Consider the following 15,486-nt stretch of genomic DNA (forward strand, 5'->3'; position numbering starts at 1 on the left):
AGCGGGGGTTGTGTCTGTGGGGGAGACCCGGATTGCGTCAACCTCTAATGACGAAGCAAGAATTGACCTCTGGACGATTGCGGGGGGGTACCTAGGACGCTGGGATGATCGTGACCATCCTCGTTGGGGTCGACACTTCGGCAGTTCGGTACAATCTAGGGAGGACGCTGATCGTCGCGGTCGTTTCTATGCGCAGTTGCTGTGGAGTGACGCAGAGGAGCTGTGGATGGGCGATCAATCGGACGACGGGACTGGTCTGCGTATTTGGACTATCGTCGACGTCAACGGGGCGGTGACGGGGACGGCTGCTCTGCCGTCGAATGCGCGTTTGTTGCACGTGGGAGAAGACTTCCTGCTCCTCCGCAGCATTGACGCCGCCGACGTGGAACGAGTAGAAGTATGGCGGCGAGCGCCACCTTCACCGTGAAAGGGCTACAGGCGATCTTGGATGTGAGGGGTAGGGGTGTGTTTGCCGACGACGCCCCGCCTGTTGTAGGGTGTCGACGACGCCCCACCGTAACGTAGTGCGTGGTCTTAGGGGATTTGCAAAGCAGAAAGGAGATGCGCTGTCAGTTTGCTAACGTTAGTCGTCAGTGCCAGTCGGAGGGGCAAACAAGTAGGATAATGAGCTCTGTGAGTGTGTTGCGATGACACCAGAGCGGAACCAAAGGAGCGAGACCTGATGATGTCCTGGAAGAGATTGGTAGTTCGATCAGTCTTTCTCGCGATCGTTGCGGGGGTGTTTATCAACGTGTTCGCAAGCCGGGCGGCTGCCTCGTCAACGTGCGGCTGGGGTAATGGGCAGCTGTGCCAAACTTACTGTGCGAAGCCTTGCCCGGACGGTGAACAGTGTTGTGACAAGTATTACTTTTATTACTACACGGCCACGGAGTAGAGGTATAGCGCATCCGGTGTTTCGGGAGACTTGTTTAGCGCGAATCAACTCTATGGGGTCGCGGAGAGAGGGGAGGCGAAGATGTCGGAGAGGCCGACGGAGCCCCAAGGCCCGCCGAAGCGCTTGATCGCGCCGGAAGTTGGAGGTTGGGTTCCGCGGTCTGTTTGGGGGAGGAGACAGCGGTGAGGTGAGCGAAGTCGAGTCAATAGGTGTGTAAACGTCATCAGTCGGCGATCCTCTCCTGACCCTCGGGGACGGGCTTTCCGTCCTCGAACCTTCTTCCCTCGTACACGTCCCGCATCAACTCCGGGGTGTTGAGCTTCCGGAAACCGCTTCTCGGCCACGATCAGGAGCCGCCAGAGCAGGGCGGTAGCGTTGTCGCCCCGCTTGAACCGCTTCGCCGCGGTCGTAGGCAGCGGGACCGAGGCGAACGGGCTTTCCACGACGTTGGTCGTCCTCATGTGCAGCCGGTGCGACTCGCGGTAGCCGGGCGTGACCGCCAGGGATCTCCTTCGTTTTGTCCCTCATGGCCCCGATGACGACCAGCAGCGCCGCCTTGTCCTTCTCGAGACCCGCCTTCACGTAGATCCCGTCGGCCCACGCGTACACCGGTTCGCGGTGGTCCAGCGGCCGACGGCTCCACGCCTCGTGCTCCGCCGTCCACTTCGCTCTGAGCCGCCCCACCGAGGACTTCGACAACGGTGCCCCGTCGCCAGGAAGGCCCCGCAAGGCCAGCTCGAAGTCGCCCTCGGCCAGCCCACGCAGGTACGGCTCCGGGATCAACTTCCCCACCTCACGCGTCCGGCGCTGGAACAAGGGCAGCACCGGCTCTCGCACCGCTCCTCCAGACCCCGCACCCGGGGCCGGCGCACCTCGATCGTCCCCGAACTCATCGCCAGCCGGGGCGACTTGCCGTAGCCGGTCCGGTAGCCCGGAGGCGCGTCCACCGCCGCTCGCCGCTCCGACTTCATCCGGCCCGGAAGTTCCGCGACCTCCTCCTCCAGCGCCTGCTGGATCATGTCAGCGCCTGATCCCGGACCCACGCCTCCAGGGTATCCCACGCTGGCCCGGCGTACCTCTCCCGCGTATCGTTGCCCATGAGGCGACGTCTTTTCTCCGGGTCTCACCCCGGATCCGCAGTTAGTGGTCAGCTGAAGGGTACGTCGCCTCCCTTATACCCCGGATCCTGCGTTGGCGCATAGTCGGGCGGCCGGAGGCGCGATTATGACCGGCGGTTGTAGCGACGTGGCGCGGGCGTTGAGGTTTTCGGGGTCGCGCCGGGTCTCGGCGGAGGGCCGGCGGGGCTCGGGAGGGGTTCCAAGGGGCTCGCGGAGACACGGGGAGTGGGCGCCGCGGCGCGGCGCCTCCGGAAGGCCGGGTCCGGGACCGTTCAGGCGGGCGCGGGCGGGGAGACCGGTCCCGATGGTCCGGAGCGTCCGCCGCAGGAGAGCCGAGGGCGGGTTCGCCACGCGCGAACTGGAGCGAGGTTCGGCGGACGTGGGAGGTGATCCTGGCAGGGGCGCGCAGCAGGCGCAGCCGGATTCCGCGCGGCTGCACGGAGCGCCAGCGGCCGCCGAGGCAGTTCGCGCGCAAGACGTGAAGAAGCTGGTAGGCGAGCGCGGCGAGGTCCCACGGAAGGGCGTTGCCGCGGTGCGCCCGACCGAGAGCCGACCCAACTCGCAGATCCGCTGCTCGACGACCGCGCCCGCGTTGTAGGCGGGCCACGCCTCGACGGGGCCGGTGTCCTCGATGTCGGCCAGCACGTCGGCGCTCATCATGGTCTCCCACGCCGCGAGGTCGAGCTCCCCCTCCTCCGGCCCGGTCCGTCTCCGCCCTCTCGACCGAGAGAAGCCGCGTCCCCCACAGCTCGCAGGAGGCGGTCCTCAGCTCCCGGTCCCCGGCCCCGTCGGCGGCGGCGGTCTCCCAGGCGCCCCGGAAGCCGCCGAGCCACGCGTACCGCGGCACCTTGAGCAGGTAGGACACGCCGAGCTCCTCCATGCGCGCGACGATGGACTTCGAGAAGAACCCCTTGTCGAGGCGCACGGTGATCCGCCGCACCCCCGCCCCTCTCAGGCGGGCCACCAGCCCGGCCAGCCACGCCTCCGCTCCCCGGGCCGTGTGGGCGTTGCCCGGCCGCCAGCGCACACCGAGGCAGTCGCCCGTCTCCACGACGTAGGCCAGAAGCGGGTAGTGCGAGGGACGGCCCGGCTTCTTCGGATTGTAGCCCCGCTCCGCCCGGCCTGCCTCAGCCCGTAGCGCACCACGATGGTCGAGTCCATCACGACCGTCGCACTCCGGGGCGCCCCGCCCGCCATCTCCCAGCGCCGCCGCACCATCCGCCACAGCAGATCGTCGAGCAGGGGGGACATCACCGGGCCAAGCACCGCAGCCAGCGCCCGAACGTGGCCGGGTGCGGCACCCGCGTCCAGGCGAAGATGCGGCGCACGCCCCGCCGTTCCAGAAGCGGCAGGTCGTCCATCGCCCCGCCGCCGTACAGGAGCAGCACGACCTACAACTCGACCATCAGCGATGGCCGGTAGCGGCCGGGGACGCTCCGGGCCCGGCCATCGATCCACCGGCCCAGCCCCAGCGCGTCCCACAGCTTCCGGACCACGACCAGGCCGCCCGCGTCGGTCAGCCGCCCGTCGCCGCCGCCGATCCTTGCACGTGCGGGCGCCGTCCGGTATAGTCGCTTCCACGCACCATTCGGGTGTCCTCCGTGACGCGGTGAACCTTCGTCAGTCCACCCTGAACGTAGGACCCCGGATGGTGCTTTTCCCATAGTCCGAAACTATGATCACACTATCGTCCAGGCTTCCCCGGCCCGGCTACGGCCGCTCTCCCGGACGAGCCCCGCGCCCACGATCGCAGGATCCGGGTTTACACACCCTTTGGTCCTACCTCAGGTGAGCCGGGATATCCGGTTGCCGCGGTCGGCGTGGGAGCACCGGCGTCCCACGTCGGCGTATGTGGGCGTACTTACAAACTGCGGCTCGCTCCGCCAACGGTAACGGGTACCGAACTCTTGGCCCGCGCCCGGGAAAATCTCAGCAGCGGGGCGGCGTGACGGGTTGAGCGGTCCCGCTGTTCAGAAAGTCGGCACCACTAACTAAAGCTGCTAGAACTTGTCCAGGAACTGGGCAGCGCCGGACCTCGGGCTGCAGGCGGCCGCAGTTACTACGACGTCCGGAACTTCCAGATGTACGGAGCGGGGGGGGGGCTGCCGGAGCGCATTTCAGGAGTTCGTGGCCTTCAACCGACCGGTGTCGCCTCGGAGGTCGAGGAGGCGATCCTGGCCCCGGCGCCGCGGCCCACCCGACGGACGGAGCGCAGCGGACGGCCGAGGAGTTCATGCTCAGAGGCGTACAGGTGAGGTCGGGCGGCGTGCGGGGTTATGGATCCGGAACGGGCTGAAGACGAGGCACGAAGCGCTCCTTAGGCTGGAGAAGCCGGTCCGGGAGCGCGAGTTCGAGTTGACCGAGGAGCAGATCCTGCCGCTGGAGCGCTTCGACCCGGAGTTACTGGCAGATCCCGGAGCGGGAGGCCGACAGCATCGCCCCGTCCGACGAGGTCGTCGTCGAGCGCCGCCTCGACGGCGAGGTCCGATTCCGCTTCGGCGACCGCTACCTCGACGTGCGGCCCGCGGACGAGCGACCCGCCCCGGCGACGCCGCCCCCGCCAAGCCCCCCAAGCCGAAACCGGCGCCCCCGAAGCCCGGCCCGGACCACCTATGGCGAAAGCACTTCGAGGCGAGCATCCGGCGGGCCATCCCCCCGGTGGGATCACCGCCGTGAGAAGGAAGCGATGTCTAACGGAAACGAACCGTCCCGCTCCCCCGAACCGGCCCGGGGGCGGGGCAAAACCCGAGCCGCCGGGGAGGACATTTCTATTGCGGTTTGACAGCACAGAGGAAGAACCCTTGATCTTCAATTGAGATTGCCGCATGTTGCTCAACGTGCCCGGAGAAACCGCTCCTACCTCGCCTCCCCTTTCGACGAGGAGACAACATGAACGTGCGGATCAAGTGGTCCACCCTACTCCCGACGACCTTGGCAGCGTCCATCGTCGCTCTGCTCGCGATATCTTTCGCAGCGACGCAAAGTAGTGCAACTAGCACCGAAATTTGCGGTGCCTACCCTGGCCCTTTGTGTTCTAAGTCGTGCACCCAACCTTGCCCGGTTCCACACCGGGACTACCCTTGCTGTGCGTGGGAGTATCAGTACTATGACATAATCCATTAGGAACCCGTTCGGTCGAACCTCTAGGGAAGATCTGAACAGGCCCACAGATCGGCCGGTGTTGGGCTGAATGACGCCGATTTGGTCGTCTGCCGGTCCCTGGAGGGGCTCCGAGAGGCCGAGAACGGGAGTTTTGGGCCCTGCGACCCCCCGCTTCCGTCCGACCGGGACGGATGTCTCCCGCCGCGGCCCTACGCCGTCGCATAGCGACCCGCGATCAGCAGGTTCGAGAAGCCGAGCAACAGCGCGATCCGCTCGGTGTTCTTCGCCAGCCCCCGGTAGCGGACCTTCCGGTAGCCGAAGTGACGCTTCAGGTACAGGAACGGGTGCTCCCCCTTGGCTCTGACCGAGGCCTTCGCCCGCTCCCGCCGCCACTTGGCGCCGTCCGGGTCCAGGAGGCGCCGCCGCCCCGGGGCCATCGCCACCGTCCACTTCACGTCCCGGCCGCCCGTATCCACCCAGCGCTCGATCCCACGGTAGCCCGAGTCCCCCCACACCTCCGTCTCACCCCCGTGCAGCAGAGCCCCCGCCTCCCTGAGGTCGTGCGTGTTCGCCGGCGTCGTCCGCACGCTGTGCGTCAGACCCGTCTCCGCGTCCACTCCGATGTGCGCTTTCATCCCGAAGTGCCACTCGTTGCCCTTCTTCGTCTGGTGCATCTCCGGATCCCGCGCTCCCTCACGGTTCCGCGTCGACGACGGCGCCGCGATGATCGTCGCGTCCACGATCGTTCCACGCCGTACCCGGTAGCCCCGGCCCGCCAGGTGCGCGTTGATCTCCTCGAACAGACCCCGTCCCAGACCGTGACGCTCCACAAGGTGACGGAAGTTCAGGATCGTCGTCTCGTCCGGGATCGGTCCCGACAGCCTCAGGCCCGCGAACCGGCGCACCGACTCCACCTCGTAGAGCAGATCCTCCATGCCCGGATCGCTCATGTCGTAGAACAGCTGCACGCAGTGGATCCGTAGCATCACCGACAGCGGATACGGCCGCCGGCCACGGCCCGCCTTCGGATAGAACGGTTCGATGCGCGCCTCCAGACGCTTCCAGGGGATCAGCCCGTCCATCCGCTCCAGGAACACCTCCCGCCGCGTCTTCCGCTTCTTCCCCTCGTACTCCACGTCCGAAAACGTCACCTGATCCATCGCCCCACCCCCGAGCCGACTGGTCCGAACCGCCCCATCAACTCCCCTGGCCCATCAATCTGGCCGTGGTGACTTGTTCGTGCGACGGGGGTGAGGGTTCTAACTCGGCTGCTGTTGCGGGCGCGGAAGCAACTGGGGGCGGGAGCGTTCCGGCTCCACGACCACAACCGTGCGGCGAAGCGCTGGAGCATGAAAGCGTCGAGTCACGGGGCCGCGGGCGGGAGGAGTCCTACCGGAAGCTGCTGGCGGTGGTACGGAAGACGCTTCGGTACGTACCGAGGGCTCTGGCGGCGGCCGATGAGTCCGGCGAGCCGTGGGTGCGGGCGTGGCGCGAGGACATGGTCGGCTACCGGGAGCTCGTTGAACGGGTCATCGATCAGACGGAGCGGCGTGTGCTCAAGGGCGAGAAGGTGCCGGCCGGGGAGAAGGTGCTGAGCCTGTTCGAGCCCCATACCGACATCATCAGCAAGCGGGGCCGCGTCAGTACGGGCACAAGCTCAACCTGAGCGCAGGTGCGAGCGGCCTGGTCCTGGACGCGGTCATCGGGCGCGGGAACCCGACCGACAGCGGGCGTCTGATCCCGATGATCGAGCGCCACCGCGAGTTCTACGGCTCGGTGCCGGAGAGCAGGCGGCGGACGATGCGGCGGTATACGTGAGCACGCCGCCATCGGGATCGCGGAAATGGACTTACCCCGTTTCAGTGGACAGGTGAAAGTGGTGGTTTCCTCCTTTCTCGCCACCTCGCGGGAGAGAAGGGCGGTCGCCGCGCCGAAGGCGTGGCGGACCGTGGGAGAGGGACGCGGCCCGGGGGTCACGCCGCCTCTCCCTTCTCGCGCGCCTCGAAGCTGGCGGGCGACTCGTAGCCGAGGCTCGAGTGCCGCCGGCGCGGGTTGTACCAGCCCTCGATGAACCGGAACACCTCCCGCCGGGCCTCGCCGGGCGTCCGGAACGAGCGCCGCCAGATCAGTTCGCACTCAAGCGTGGCGAAGAACGACTCGCACATGGCGTTGTCGTAGGCGTCGCCCACCGAGCCCATCGAGGGCCTGACCCCGGCCCTCCGGCAGCGGCCGCCGAAGGCGTAGGACGTGTACTGGCTGCCTTGGTCGCTGTGGTGGATCACCCCCTCGGGGCGCCGCTGCGCCAGCGCCATGTCGAAGGCGTCCAGCACCAGCGACGTCCTCAGGTGCGTCGCCATCGACCAGCCCACGATGCGGCGGCTCCAGGCGTCGAGCACGACGGCCAGATACAGCCAGCCGGCCCAGGTGGGCACGTACGTGATGTCGGCCACCCACAGCTCGTCGGGCCCGGAGGCCGAGAAGTCGCGCTCCACCAGATCCGGCGCGGGCTTGGACTTCGCGGCCCGCTTCGTCGTCCCGCCCTTCCGGCGCCGACTTACCCCTTCGATCTCCGCCGCCCGCATCAGCCGCGCCACCCGGCCCACGCTCGCCTCGCGGCCTCGCGCCTTGAGTTCCGCATGGACCCGCGGCGCCCCGTACGTCCCCCCGCTCATGGCGTGGATCTCGACGATCTCCGCACTGAGCGCCTCGTTCTCCCGCGCCCGCCGAGACGGCTCCCGCGTCCGCCACGCATAGTACCCGTCTATGGACGCCCCCGTTGATGCAAGCCGTCTGTAGACCGGCTCGGGTGCGGGTTGGTCGGGTGCTGTCGTCTATCCGGCCTGTTCATGCGGCCTGCCGCCGCCGGCCCGTATGGAGGTACGCGGATCAGGTCCATATCGCTCGGACAAGCTTGCGAGCTTTCGGGTACTAACTGGTTTTCCCGATCCCGTCTCATCGACCGTCTGCCCCTACCCGTTCTTACGTCCCGCTCACATCCCCGACTGCTGCCCGCCCTTAGGCCCGGTGGCCGTCAGGTTAACGAAGGGCGATAACTCTCCTTGTGCGTCGTCACGGCCCAGGCGGTGCGCGCCATCTTGTTGGCCAGCGCCACCGCGACCAGCATTCTCGGCTTCCGCGCCAACATCCCGGCCAGCCAGGGATCGGTCGTTCCGCCGCCCCGGCTCGCGTGACGGATGACCGCCATGGCGCCGGTGATCAACAGCCGCCCGAGATCGCGCTGGCCCATCTTCGATATCCGGCCAAGCCTCGGCTTGCCCCCGGTCGTGTGTTGCCGCGGCACCAGGCCAAGCCACGCGGAGAAGTCGCGCCCCCGCCGGAAGCTCTCCATCGGTGGCGCGAAGGCCTGGATCGCCAGCGCGGTGATCGGTCCGATCCCCGGGATCGTCATCAGCCGAGCCGCCTCCTCGTCCTCCCGCGCGCTTGCCCCGACCTTCCCGTCCAGTCCGCGGATCTTCTCATCGAGCTCACCGATCCGCTCGAGCAGCAGCCCGCCCAGCTCGACGACCGCCTCCGGCAGGCCGGAGTCCGGATCCCCGACCACCCGGGCCAGGCACCCGACCCGGGCCGTGCCCTGAGGAGCCACGACGCCGAACTCCGCCAAGTGGCCCCGAAGCGCGTTGATCGTCTGCGTGCGCTGGCGCACCAGAAGGTCGCGTGTGCGAAAGAGCATCCCCCGCGCCTGCCGCGCTTCCGTCTTCACCGCCACGAAACGCATGGTCGGCCGTTGCGCCGCTTCCGAGATCGCCTCCGCGTCCGCCGCGTCGTTCTTGTGCCTCTTGACGAACGGCTTCACGTAGACCGGCGGCACCAGCCTCACGTCGTGACCCAACCCCATGATTTCCCGAGCCCAGTAGTGGGCGCTGCCGCACGCCTCCATCGCCACCGCACAGCCCGGCTGCGACGCGAGAAAACTCAGCAGCTTCCCCCGGCTCAGCTTCTTCCGGTACGCCACCGACCCGTCCGCCCGCGCGCCATGTACCTGAAAGCTGCGCTTTGCCAGATCGATTCCGATCACGCCAACCTCTTCCATTGGATGCCTCCTCCCTCGGATGGTTCGGAACTGCTCGGAACCATCGTGGCACACTGCGATGCCGTCGGGAGGGGGCGTCCACTCCATCGCTCGGGGAGAGACCCAGCAGGCGGCACATCACGCGCACGGGATACATGGCCTGGTGATCGCTCACGAACCGGAACCCCCTCGGGGGATCGATCCGCTCTCCTTGGCGAACCAGGCCGTGGCTTTTGCGAGGATATCGCGCTCGATCTTCACCCGGCGAAGTTCGCGCTTCAGTTCCCGGACTTCCCTGCGCTCGGCCGTCGTCGGACCGTCGGTGCGAAGTCCCTCGTCCAGGTCGGCCTGCTCCACCCAGCGCCGGATCGCCGTCGCCGAGGGCTCGAACTCACGAGCCAGCTGGTCCGCGCTCCGTCCCGCACGGACCAGTTCCACCATCCGCGCCTTGTACTCCGGCGCGTATCTCCGTCCCGACATGCGACACCTCCTCGTTGTGACCAACGCTCAAAGGTGTCCACCAACTCGGGGTAACTCCAAGGCGAACCTGAGCGGGGCGAAGGCGCTGGGCGTCCGTGACATGGTGTTCCACAAGAAGCAGGGGCTGAAGACGCTGGACATGGCATCCTCGGCGGGCGCCTACGGCCGGCTGCGGAGATTCCGGGCCGGGATGGAGGCGGCCATCTCGTATCTGAAGCGCTGCTTCGGCCTCAGGCGGTGTAACTGGCGGGGCCTGGAGCACTTCCGGGCGTGTGTGGTCGGCCATCGTCACGCACAACCTGGTCGTGCTCGCCCGGAGCGAGCTGAGACTGAAACCCGCCTAGCGGCAGGATGGGCCCGGACGGGACCGCTGCGAGGCCGGCTCACGGGAGCCGGGAGCTTGCTGGTCGCCGCAGGTCACGCGGACGTCGGTCAGAACTCCCGGCGAGCCCAAGAACGCGATCACGGGCCAAGATACTGGCCTCATATCGAGGAAGACATCGCATTAAACCACTGCTGAAACGCGATTTATGGACGGGAACTAGCTAGGGGTTGCGATGTTCTACCGCTCCATGTACCATTTGCTTCGTTCCGATTCAACCGTAGTCCACCGTTCGGAGGCGTCGATGCTCGCCGGGAATCGTGGCGGCCGTTTACGTAGGATGGGGTGAGTGTGGCGATGAAACAGCTGGAAATCGACATTGAACCTCGGCCTCCGTTTTGCTCCAGCGTGGCGGCGGGACATTCGCGAACTCGGCGAGCCGTCGGAACCAGCAGCCATCTCCCGGCTTCTCGTTGATGCGGACGGGCGGATTTGGGTACAGCGCGACCGCCCGTTACCTGGTGCAGACGACGCTTCGGGACGATCAGAGGTTGCTCGAAGCGAGAGGCCGCAGGGTATGGACGCTCCATGTCGGCGGCCTTGACGAGTCCTCGATCGTAGCACTCGAAATCCAAGGGATTTGAGGATGATAATGGACACCCGCATGGTTGGACTTTACTTCGGGTTAGGTGTGATGTTGACGCTGACGGGCTCTCAATCGGCTTACGGACAAGCTTTGGGGGACCCCCGCGAACCGGACCCGTCCCGTGGCGTCACCGGAATAGCCTACAATCCCTTTCCTGGCGGGTTGCTTCTTGACGACAAGGGCAACTCCGTCATTGTTCCGCCATCCGAGCGACCTTATCCGATAATCGTCAGGATCCATCCCTGTTCCCCGGCCGAGGAGGCCGGCCTCTTGGTCGGAGACAGACTCGTTCGTATCAATGGACGGGATGCACGGGAACTCCCGACTCCGTGGCACGGGGGAAAGCCCGGCGCGATAGAGGAAATCGAAGTTCACCGGGGTGAAAAGTTAATCGAAGTATCTGTTGCACGAGTCGCCTTGGCGGAGTTGAGCACGGGATGCCCGAATGCCAGATCTCGTAATCGCTTCAAACGCGACCTGTCAACGGGCAGTGCTGAGGCATCGGACCTCTGGGTCCATCGCCCCTTCGGCGCCGTGATACGGGGTCTATCCTTGGCGCGACATGCGAATTTACTACTAGGTTGAGGAGAGAAACGATGCTTCATTTGTCGAGACGTAACATTTTGCTGGGGACGGTGCTTGCCATAACTCTGGCGGCACCCAGCCATATTGTGGCCGCGAATCAAGATGTGGTCTCACGTGCAGTCCATTTGACTGCCACTCAGGTATCAGGACTGTCGATAGCGGAGGGCTTCAAAAATTACGAATCCATCGACATGGAGATGTCCTTGCCCCTCGGTGCATTCGGTTGTGATACATCGGCGAGCAGCGTCAATGAGTGCCCGGGTTGGGCCGTAGATATGGCATGGGACGTTGCCATGGACAATTGCGACTACTCTGTGGCCATGAATTGGATCACTTGTACTGAGCACCTCGGGGTATGGTATATCAACTTTGATTTCCTGTGCTACGTTTGAAGTGGCTGTGCTGGAAGGTGATTGAGAAGTGTGGCGTGGCGCCCTCGTGCGGCAGTGTAGCAGTGTAGTTGTCGCCTGAAGAACGATGTAGAGCATTGTGGACGACGTACTAACCCTTTGGTGCAGGATAGACCCCAGATCTTGGACCATGGCCCTTTGTGACGTCTGACCGCCCGGGGCCATTACTGGCTCGAGGGTAGGCGCACTTGGCAGATCGGAATGGAGGATGTGGGCCCATGGTCTGGCGGTACGCACTGCGACAGTTCAAGGTGGAGTATGCCGGCGATCTCAGCCGGTGCACGCATCTATTACCGGCGAGGATTTCAGATGGTTTCGGCAAGTCGAAGGTTGCCGGCCTCGCCGAGGTTGACTTCTTCGGGGTCTTGGGCTTTCGGATAACCTTCTTGAACCCGTGATAGGGGGTCCGCTGCTCCATGCCGCGCGTGCCCCCGGTGCGGGTGGTTCCGGGGTGTAGGGATCTAGATTCTGCTGCTGAGGCGGCACGCCGATGTCTTCAGCACCCTCCGCAACAACCCCTCGACCACGGAGGCGGAGACGTCACCCTGAGGTCCCCTCCGGCCGGGTGTCACTGTTTCACTCGCTGCATATGTCACATTTTCGCCCGCCATTCACACGGACCACCTGGTACCGAGTCAGTCAGCGAGCACATGTGGTAGCTGTTACCGCGGATGTTGAGGATGTGGCAGTCGTGGAGCAGCCGGCCGATCAGTGCGGTGGCCATGACCTCGGCGCCGAAGATGCGGCCCCACTCCTCGAGGCTCTGGTTGGATGTGAGGATGGTGGAGCCGGTCTCGTAGCGCCGGTTGACGAGCTGGAAGAAGACGGTGGCTCCGCCGCGCGAGATGGGGATGTATCCGATGTCGTCGACGATCAACAGGGCCCGGTGGGTGAGGACCTTGAGCCGTTGCTGGAGTCGAAGGACAACAGCGCGACACGACGGACCGCAAGGTCGTGGACATCGTACGCGAACTCGCAGCCATGGTCCGGGACGGATAGATCGCCCGGATCCTGAACCGCCTCGGACTCAAGACGGGCCGAAACAACAACTGGACGGCGGGGCGGGTCACCAGCCTGCGCCACTATCACGGCGTCCCCGTCCATGACCCCGCGACCTACCAGCGCGGGAGGAGCTGCTCACCCTGCAGGAGGCAGCCGCGTCCCTGGACGTCAGCCCACCGGTCGTTGGCAGGCTCCTCTGCAGGGGCATCCTTCCGGGACGGCAGGTTGTACCATATGCCCCGTGGACCATCCGGCTCCGCGAACTCTGGACCCGGATCAGCTAACTATTGACACCGTAGTCACATAGAAAGGTGGTGCAGTATGTCACTGGATCGGTGGGCCCGAGGAAGACGACGTTCTCCTTGCGGTCGAGGAAGGAGGGTTCGTGCAGGGAGTCGATCTGCTCGCGCTTGTTCGAGGGCTGGAAGCTGAAGTCGAAGTTGGCCAGGATCTTTCACGGTCGGCAGCCGGGAGGCGCGCATGGCGGCCTGGAGTCTGCGGTTGTTGCGCAGGTCGATCTGGGCGGCGAGGAGCTTCTCGATCGCCTCGGCGGCGGTGAAGCGGCCTCCGTCGACGCCGGAGAGGATGGGGTCGAGGGCCTCGAGCGCACGGGGGAGCTTGAGGTCGGCGAGCTGGGCGCGGATCGGGTCGCGGCGGCCTGGCCGCTTGGCGGGCCTCACGAGACCCCCGCGGCGAGGCGGTCGTACTCGGCCAGGGGACGCCGTTCGATGGTGACCCGGGGCACCGAGGCGAGCCGGCGAACCGTCTCGGCCTCCCGCTCGGCGGGCAGCGCGAGCGAGTGGTAGGGCCTGTGAGCGAGCGGCCTGAGCACATGGCGCTCGTCGCGTTCGAACCGTTCGGCGGGCAGCTCTCGCGTGGTGCCGTGGATCCGGACCTTGGCCACGCTCCCGAGCCACCACTCGGCCTGCGCGTTCAGGTCCGCGTCGCCGGCGAAGCTGCGACCGTAGGTGAAGCTCTTGCGAACGTAGCCGATGGGGCGCTCGACCTTCCCCTTCGCCTTCGCCCGGCAGGCAGCCCCGGGGCCGGAAGCCCCAGTGCGCGGCGAAGCGGAGGAACTCGGCGTTCTCGGTCACGCGGCCGCCCTCGCCCCTCAGATCCCGGACGATCACGCTCTTCATCTGGTCGAACAGGAGGTCCCGCGGCACGCCGCCAAAGAAGCCGAAGGCCGCCTCCAGACCCTTGAGCAGCGTCGGCATGTCCTGCCGCGGGTAGAACCGGAGCCACAGCAGCCGCGAGTAGCCGAGCACGACCAGAAGCAGGTAGCGGCGGCCCCACGGGAAGCGGAAGTGGGCGAAGTCCACCTGGCCCTGCACTCCCGGGTCCGTCTCGAACCGCACGAGAGGGTCGGCCGGAGCACGGGGCCGGACCTTCCGGACGTACTCCCTCGGCTGCGTGTAGCCGCCGGGGTGTCCCGCTGCACGGATCTCCGCCAGCAGCCGGACCGCCGTCAGTTCCGGGTACTCCTCCAGCCGCTCCCGCACGATCGCCTTGTACGGATCCAGCTTCGTGGGCACCGGGGGCCGCGGACCGTAGCGGACCTCCTCGAGGTCCCGGTCCAGCTCCCCTTCGTTGATCCAGCGATAGATCGTCTGACGGCTGATCCCCAGTTCGCGGGAGATCTCCGTCACCGTTAGTCCTTCGTCCAGGTAGTGGGGCCGTATCCTTGGGGATTCGCGACAGGGAGGGGTTTGCCCGTTGCTTGCAAGACCCGGATACAGTCCGCCGCATCGAGGAAGACATGCGGCTGGCAGCCCGGTTGGGCGTTACCGGTACGCCTGCGTTCGTGGTCTTGAACGGCGTGTTCTCCGGGGAACTTCGAGGGCGCGATGGAGAGCCTTGCCCAAACCGTCGGTTAGGATACCACAGAGCAAGAAAGACGATCCTCTGAGTTGGACGGGCGCGACGTCGATCCCTTGCAGCCGCCGCGTCTTCGGGACGGCTCTCCTTTGGCCCGCGGAGACGTACGCGAAGCGCAAGTGGATCGCGGAGGTTCCGAGGGGCTGGATCAAGGAGGCGATGGGGTTCAGGAGGTTCAGCCTGAGAGGCTTGGAGAACGTGCGCGGCGAGTGGGATCTGGTGTGTCTGGCGCTCAACGCGCGGCGCCTCCACATCCTTCTGGCCGCGTGAGGGGCGAAATCTTCGCGCCGGAGGGCTCCCGGGCCCGAAAGGCGGTCGGATCCACGCGCAAACGGCGCCTGCGCGGCGGCTTCGCCCGCGCGACGGCGGCTCCCGCCGACAACCGGCGCCCCTCAGCTCCCGGGCGGCCGCGCTTCCCGGGATCCGCCGCCCTTCGCGACCGTTCTACCGCGCAAGCTCCTAGCCCGGATTTCTCAGTGCGCCGTGGAAAGGCGCGCTTTCCTGGTGGGTGCGAATCCCACCCAGCGACTGTCGCTCCAGCTGGTAGCGGCCAGAGCGGTTCGCGGAGGTAACGACATGGACTGAAGCACTCTGGCGAAAGGGTCGCCTTGGGCGGCTCAGCGACCACGCGGGCCGGAACGCGAGTGAACGCCGAGCAGGCCTCGAAACGGGCGTTGCGGAAGCCGACCCTCCTGAGAATAGGGGAAGGCCGCCGGCTGGCCGGGAAGAGAGCGACGAGGGCACCGGCCGGCTTCCGCCGGGGTAGTGGCGCCGGCACGTATGGAAAGATGGAAGGCGCAGCAACACGGGAAGCCCTGCCGGTGCCGGGCACATGGCAACCGGAACCCCGCGAGGGGCAGGCCGGGCCGGGCAGGGTGGCGGATGGGCCCGTAGTACCGGGGACGCGGGGTAACGCCCGCCGAGGGAAGGGGCCCTGAGTTGGGAGCGGTACGGAAAGGGGGCAGGGACATGACCACTGGCGAGAGCCTAAGAGGGTCGGCAAGCGTTCGGAAACTCC

At 66.4% G+C, this 15,486-nt stretch carries 11 protein-coding genes and 6 pseudogenes; 7 read left to right on the forward strand and 10 right to left on the reverse strand.

The features are described from left to right. Positions 1–1,118: 1,118 nt before the first annotated feature. A pseudogene (locus ACOGXI_RS02925) lies at positions 1,119–1,994 on the reverse strand (transposase). 323 nt (positions 1,995–2,317) lie between these two features. On the opposite strand from ACOGXI_RS02925, the gene ACOGXI_RS02930 reads away from it, so the two are divergent. Further along, the gene (locus ACOGXI_RS02930; protein WP_419940246.1) at positions 2,318–2,611 is read left to right on the forward strand and encodes a hypothetical protein; all 294 of its coding nucleotides are present in this window, start codon (positions 2,318–2,320) and stop codon (positions 2,609–2,611) included. A gap of 45 nt (positions 2,612–2,656) precedes the next feature. On the opposite strand, the pseudogene ACOGXI_RS02935 reads toward ACOGXI_RS02930, so the two are convergent. The 3 genes and pseudogenes from ACOGXI_RS02935 to ACOGXI_RS02945 all read right to left on the reverse strand — a co-directional run. Continuing rightward, positions 2,657–3,238: pseudogene (locus tag ACOGXI_RS02935) on the reverse strand (transposase); the annotation flags it as partial. Positions 3,239–3,263: 25 nt separating this feature from the next. Next, a complete protein-coding gene (locus ACOGXI_RS02940) occupies positions 3,264–3,401 on the reverse strand; it encodes a hypothetical protein (RefSeq protein ID WP_419937407.1) in 138 nt (45 codons plus the stop codon). Positions 3,402–5,324: 1,923 nt separating this feature from the next. Next, positions 5,325–6,275 carry an IS5 family transposase gene (locus ACOGXI_RS02945; protein WP_419937408.1) on the reverse strand — a complete coding sequence of 317 codons (951 nt, stop codon included), beginning with the start codon at positions 6,273–6,275 and terminating at the stop codon, positions 5,325–5,327. Positions 6,276–6,523: 248 nt separating this feature from the next. On the opposite strand from ACOGXI_RS02945, the gene ACOGXI_RS02950 reads away from it, so the two are divergent. Next, complete coding sequence (locus ACOGXI_RS02950) at positions 6,524–6,781, forward strand: hypothetical protein (RefSeq protein WP_419937409.1); 258 nt, start codon at positions 6,524–6,526, stop codon at positions 6,779–6,781. A 307-nt stretch (positions 6,782–7,088) separates the two neighbouring features. Here the strand turns inward: ACOGXI_RS02950 and ACOGXI_RS02955 are convergent. The 3 genes and pseudogenes from ACOGXI_RS02955 to ACOGXI_RS02965 all read right to left on the reverse strand — a co-directional run. Then, positions 7,089–7,916, reverse strand: a pseudogene (locus ACOGXI_RS02955) (IS3 family transposase); the annotation flags it as partial. A gap of 230 nt (positions 7,917–8,146) precedes the next feature. Then, positions 8,147–9,166 carry an IS110 family transposase gene (locus ACOGXI_RS02960; RefSeq protein ID WP_419937410.1) on the reverse strand — a complete coding sequence of 340 codons (1,020 nt, stop codon included), beginning with the start codon at positions 9,164–9,166 and terminating at the stop codon, positions 8,147–8,149. A 150-nt stretch (positions 9,167–9,316) separates the two neighbouring features. Further along, complete coding sequence (locus ACOGXI_RS02965; protein WP_419937411.1) at positions 9,317–9,625, reverse strand: transposase; 309 nt, start codon at positions 9,623–9,625, stop codon at positions 9,317–9,319. Positions 9,626–9,680: 55 nt separating this feature from the next. On the opposite strand from ACOGXI_RS02965, the pseudogene ACOGXI_RS02970 reads away from it, so the two are divergent. The 3 genes and pseudogenes from ACOGXI_RS02970 to ACOGXI_RS02980 all read left to right on the forward strand — a co-directional run. Then, positions 9,681–9,969: pseudogene (locus ACOGXI_RS02970) on the forward strand (transposase); the annotation flags it as partial. A 672-nt stretch (positions 9,970–10,641) separates the two neighbouring features. Beyond that, on the forward strand, positions 10,642–11,178 hold the full coding sequence (locus ACOGXI_RS02975; protein WP_419940140.1) for a PDZ domain-containing protein: 537 nt from the start codon (positions 10,642–10,644) through the stop codon (positions 11,176–11,178). A gap of 11 nt (positions 11,179–11,189) precedes the next feature. Beyond that, a complete protein-coding gene (locus tag ACOGXI_RS02980) occupies positions 11,190–11,570 on the forward strand; it encodes a hypothetical protein (RefSeq protein WP_419937412.1) in 381 nt (126 codons plus the stop codon). A 610-nt stretch (positions 11,571–12,180) separates the two neighbouring features. Here ACOGXI_RS02980 and ACOGXI_RS02985 read toward each other — a convergent pair. The 3 genes and pseudogenes from ACOGXI_RS02985 to istA all read right to left on the reverse strand — a co-directional run. Continuing rightward, complete coding sequence (locus ACOGXI_RS02985) at positions 12,181–12,585, reverse strand: ATP-binding protein (protein WP_419940141.1); 405 nt, start codon at positions 12,583–12,585, stop codon at positions 12,181–12,183. 285 nt (positions 12,586–12,870) lie between these two features. Beyond that, the gene (locus ACOGXI_RS02990; protein WP_419940142.1) at positions 12,871–13,041 is read right to left on the reverse strand and encodes an ATP-binding protein; all 171 of its coding nucleotides are present in this window, start codon (positions 13,039–13,041) and stop codon (positions 12,871–12,873) included. Between the two features lie 565 nt (positions 13,042–13,606). Next, positions 13,607–14,362, reverse strand: a pseudogene (gene istA, locus ACOGXI_RS02995) (IS21 family transposase); the annotation flags it as partial. Between istA and ACOGXI_RS03000 the strand changes: the two are divergent. Continuing rightward, the gene (locus ACOGXI_RS03000; RefSeq protein ID WP_419937413.1) at positions 14,275–14,499 is read left to right on the forward strand and encodes a DsbA family protein; all 225 of its coding nucleotides are present in this window, start codon (positions 14,275–14,277) and stop codon (positions 14,497–14,499) included. The pseudogene istA and the gene ACOGXI_RS03000 sit on opposite strands and share 88 nt — an antisense overlap. 74 nt (positions 14,500–14,573) lie before the next feature. Next, positions 14,574–14,738, forward strand: a pseudogene (locus ACOGXI_RS03005) (transposase); the annotation flags it as partial. Positions 14,739–15,486 lie beyond the last annotated feature (748 nt).

It is taken from the genome of Candidatus Palauibacter sp. (genome assembly GCF_965208055.1).
In the GTDB taxonomy this organism is placed as follows: domain Bacteria; phylum Gemmatimonadota; class Gemmatimonadetes; order Palauibacterales; family Palauibacteraceae; genus Palauibacter.

Excerpts from the sequence above, each read along its gene's own strand:
- ACOGXI_RS02930 (WP_419940246.1), top strand. The coding sequence starts at position 2,318 with ATGGTCCGGAGCGTCCGCCGCAGGAGAGCCGAGGGCGGGTTCGCCACG.
- ACOGXI_RS02945 (WP_419937408.1), bottom strand. The coding sequence starts at position 6,275 with ATGGATCAGGTGACGTTTTCGGACGTGGAGTACGAGGGGAAGAAGCGG.
- ACOGXI_RS02960 (WP_419937410.1), bottom strand. The coding sequence starts at position 9,166 with ATGGAAGAGGTTGGCGTGATCGGAATCGATCTGGCAAAGCGCAGCTTT.
- ACOGXI_RS02965 (WP_419937411.1), bottom strand. The coding sequence starts at position 9,625 with ATGTCGGGACGGAGATACGCGCCGGAGTACAAGGCGCGGATGGTGGAA.
- ACOGXI_RS02975 (WP_419940140.1), top strand. The coding sequence starts at position 10,642 with ATGTTGACGCTGACGGGCTCTCAATCGGCTTACGGACAAGCTTTGGGG.
- ACOGXI_RS02980 (WP_419937412.1), top strand. The coding sequence starts at position 11,190 with ATGCTTCATTTGTCGAGACGTAACATTTTGCTGGGGACGGTGCTTGCC.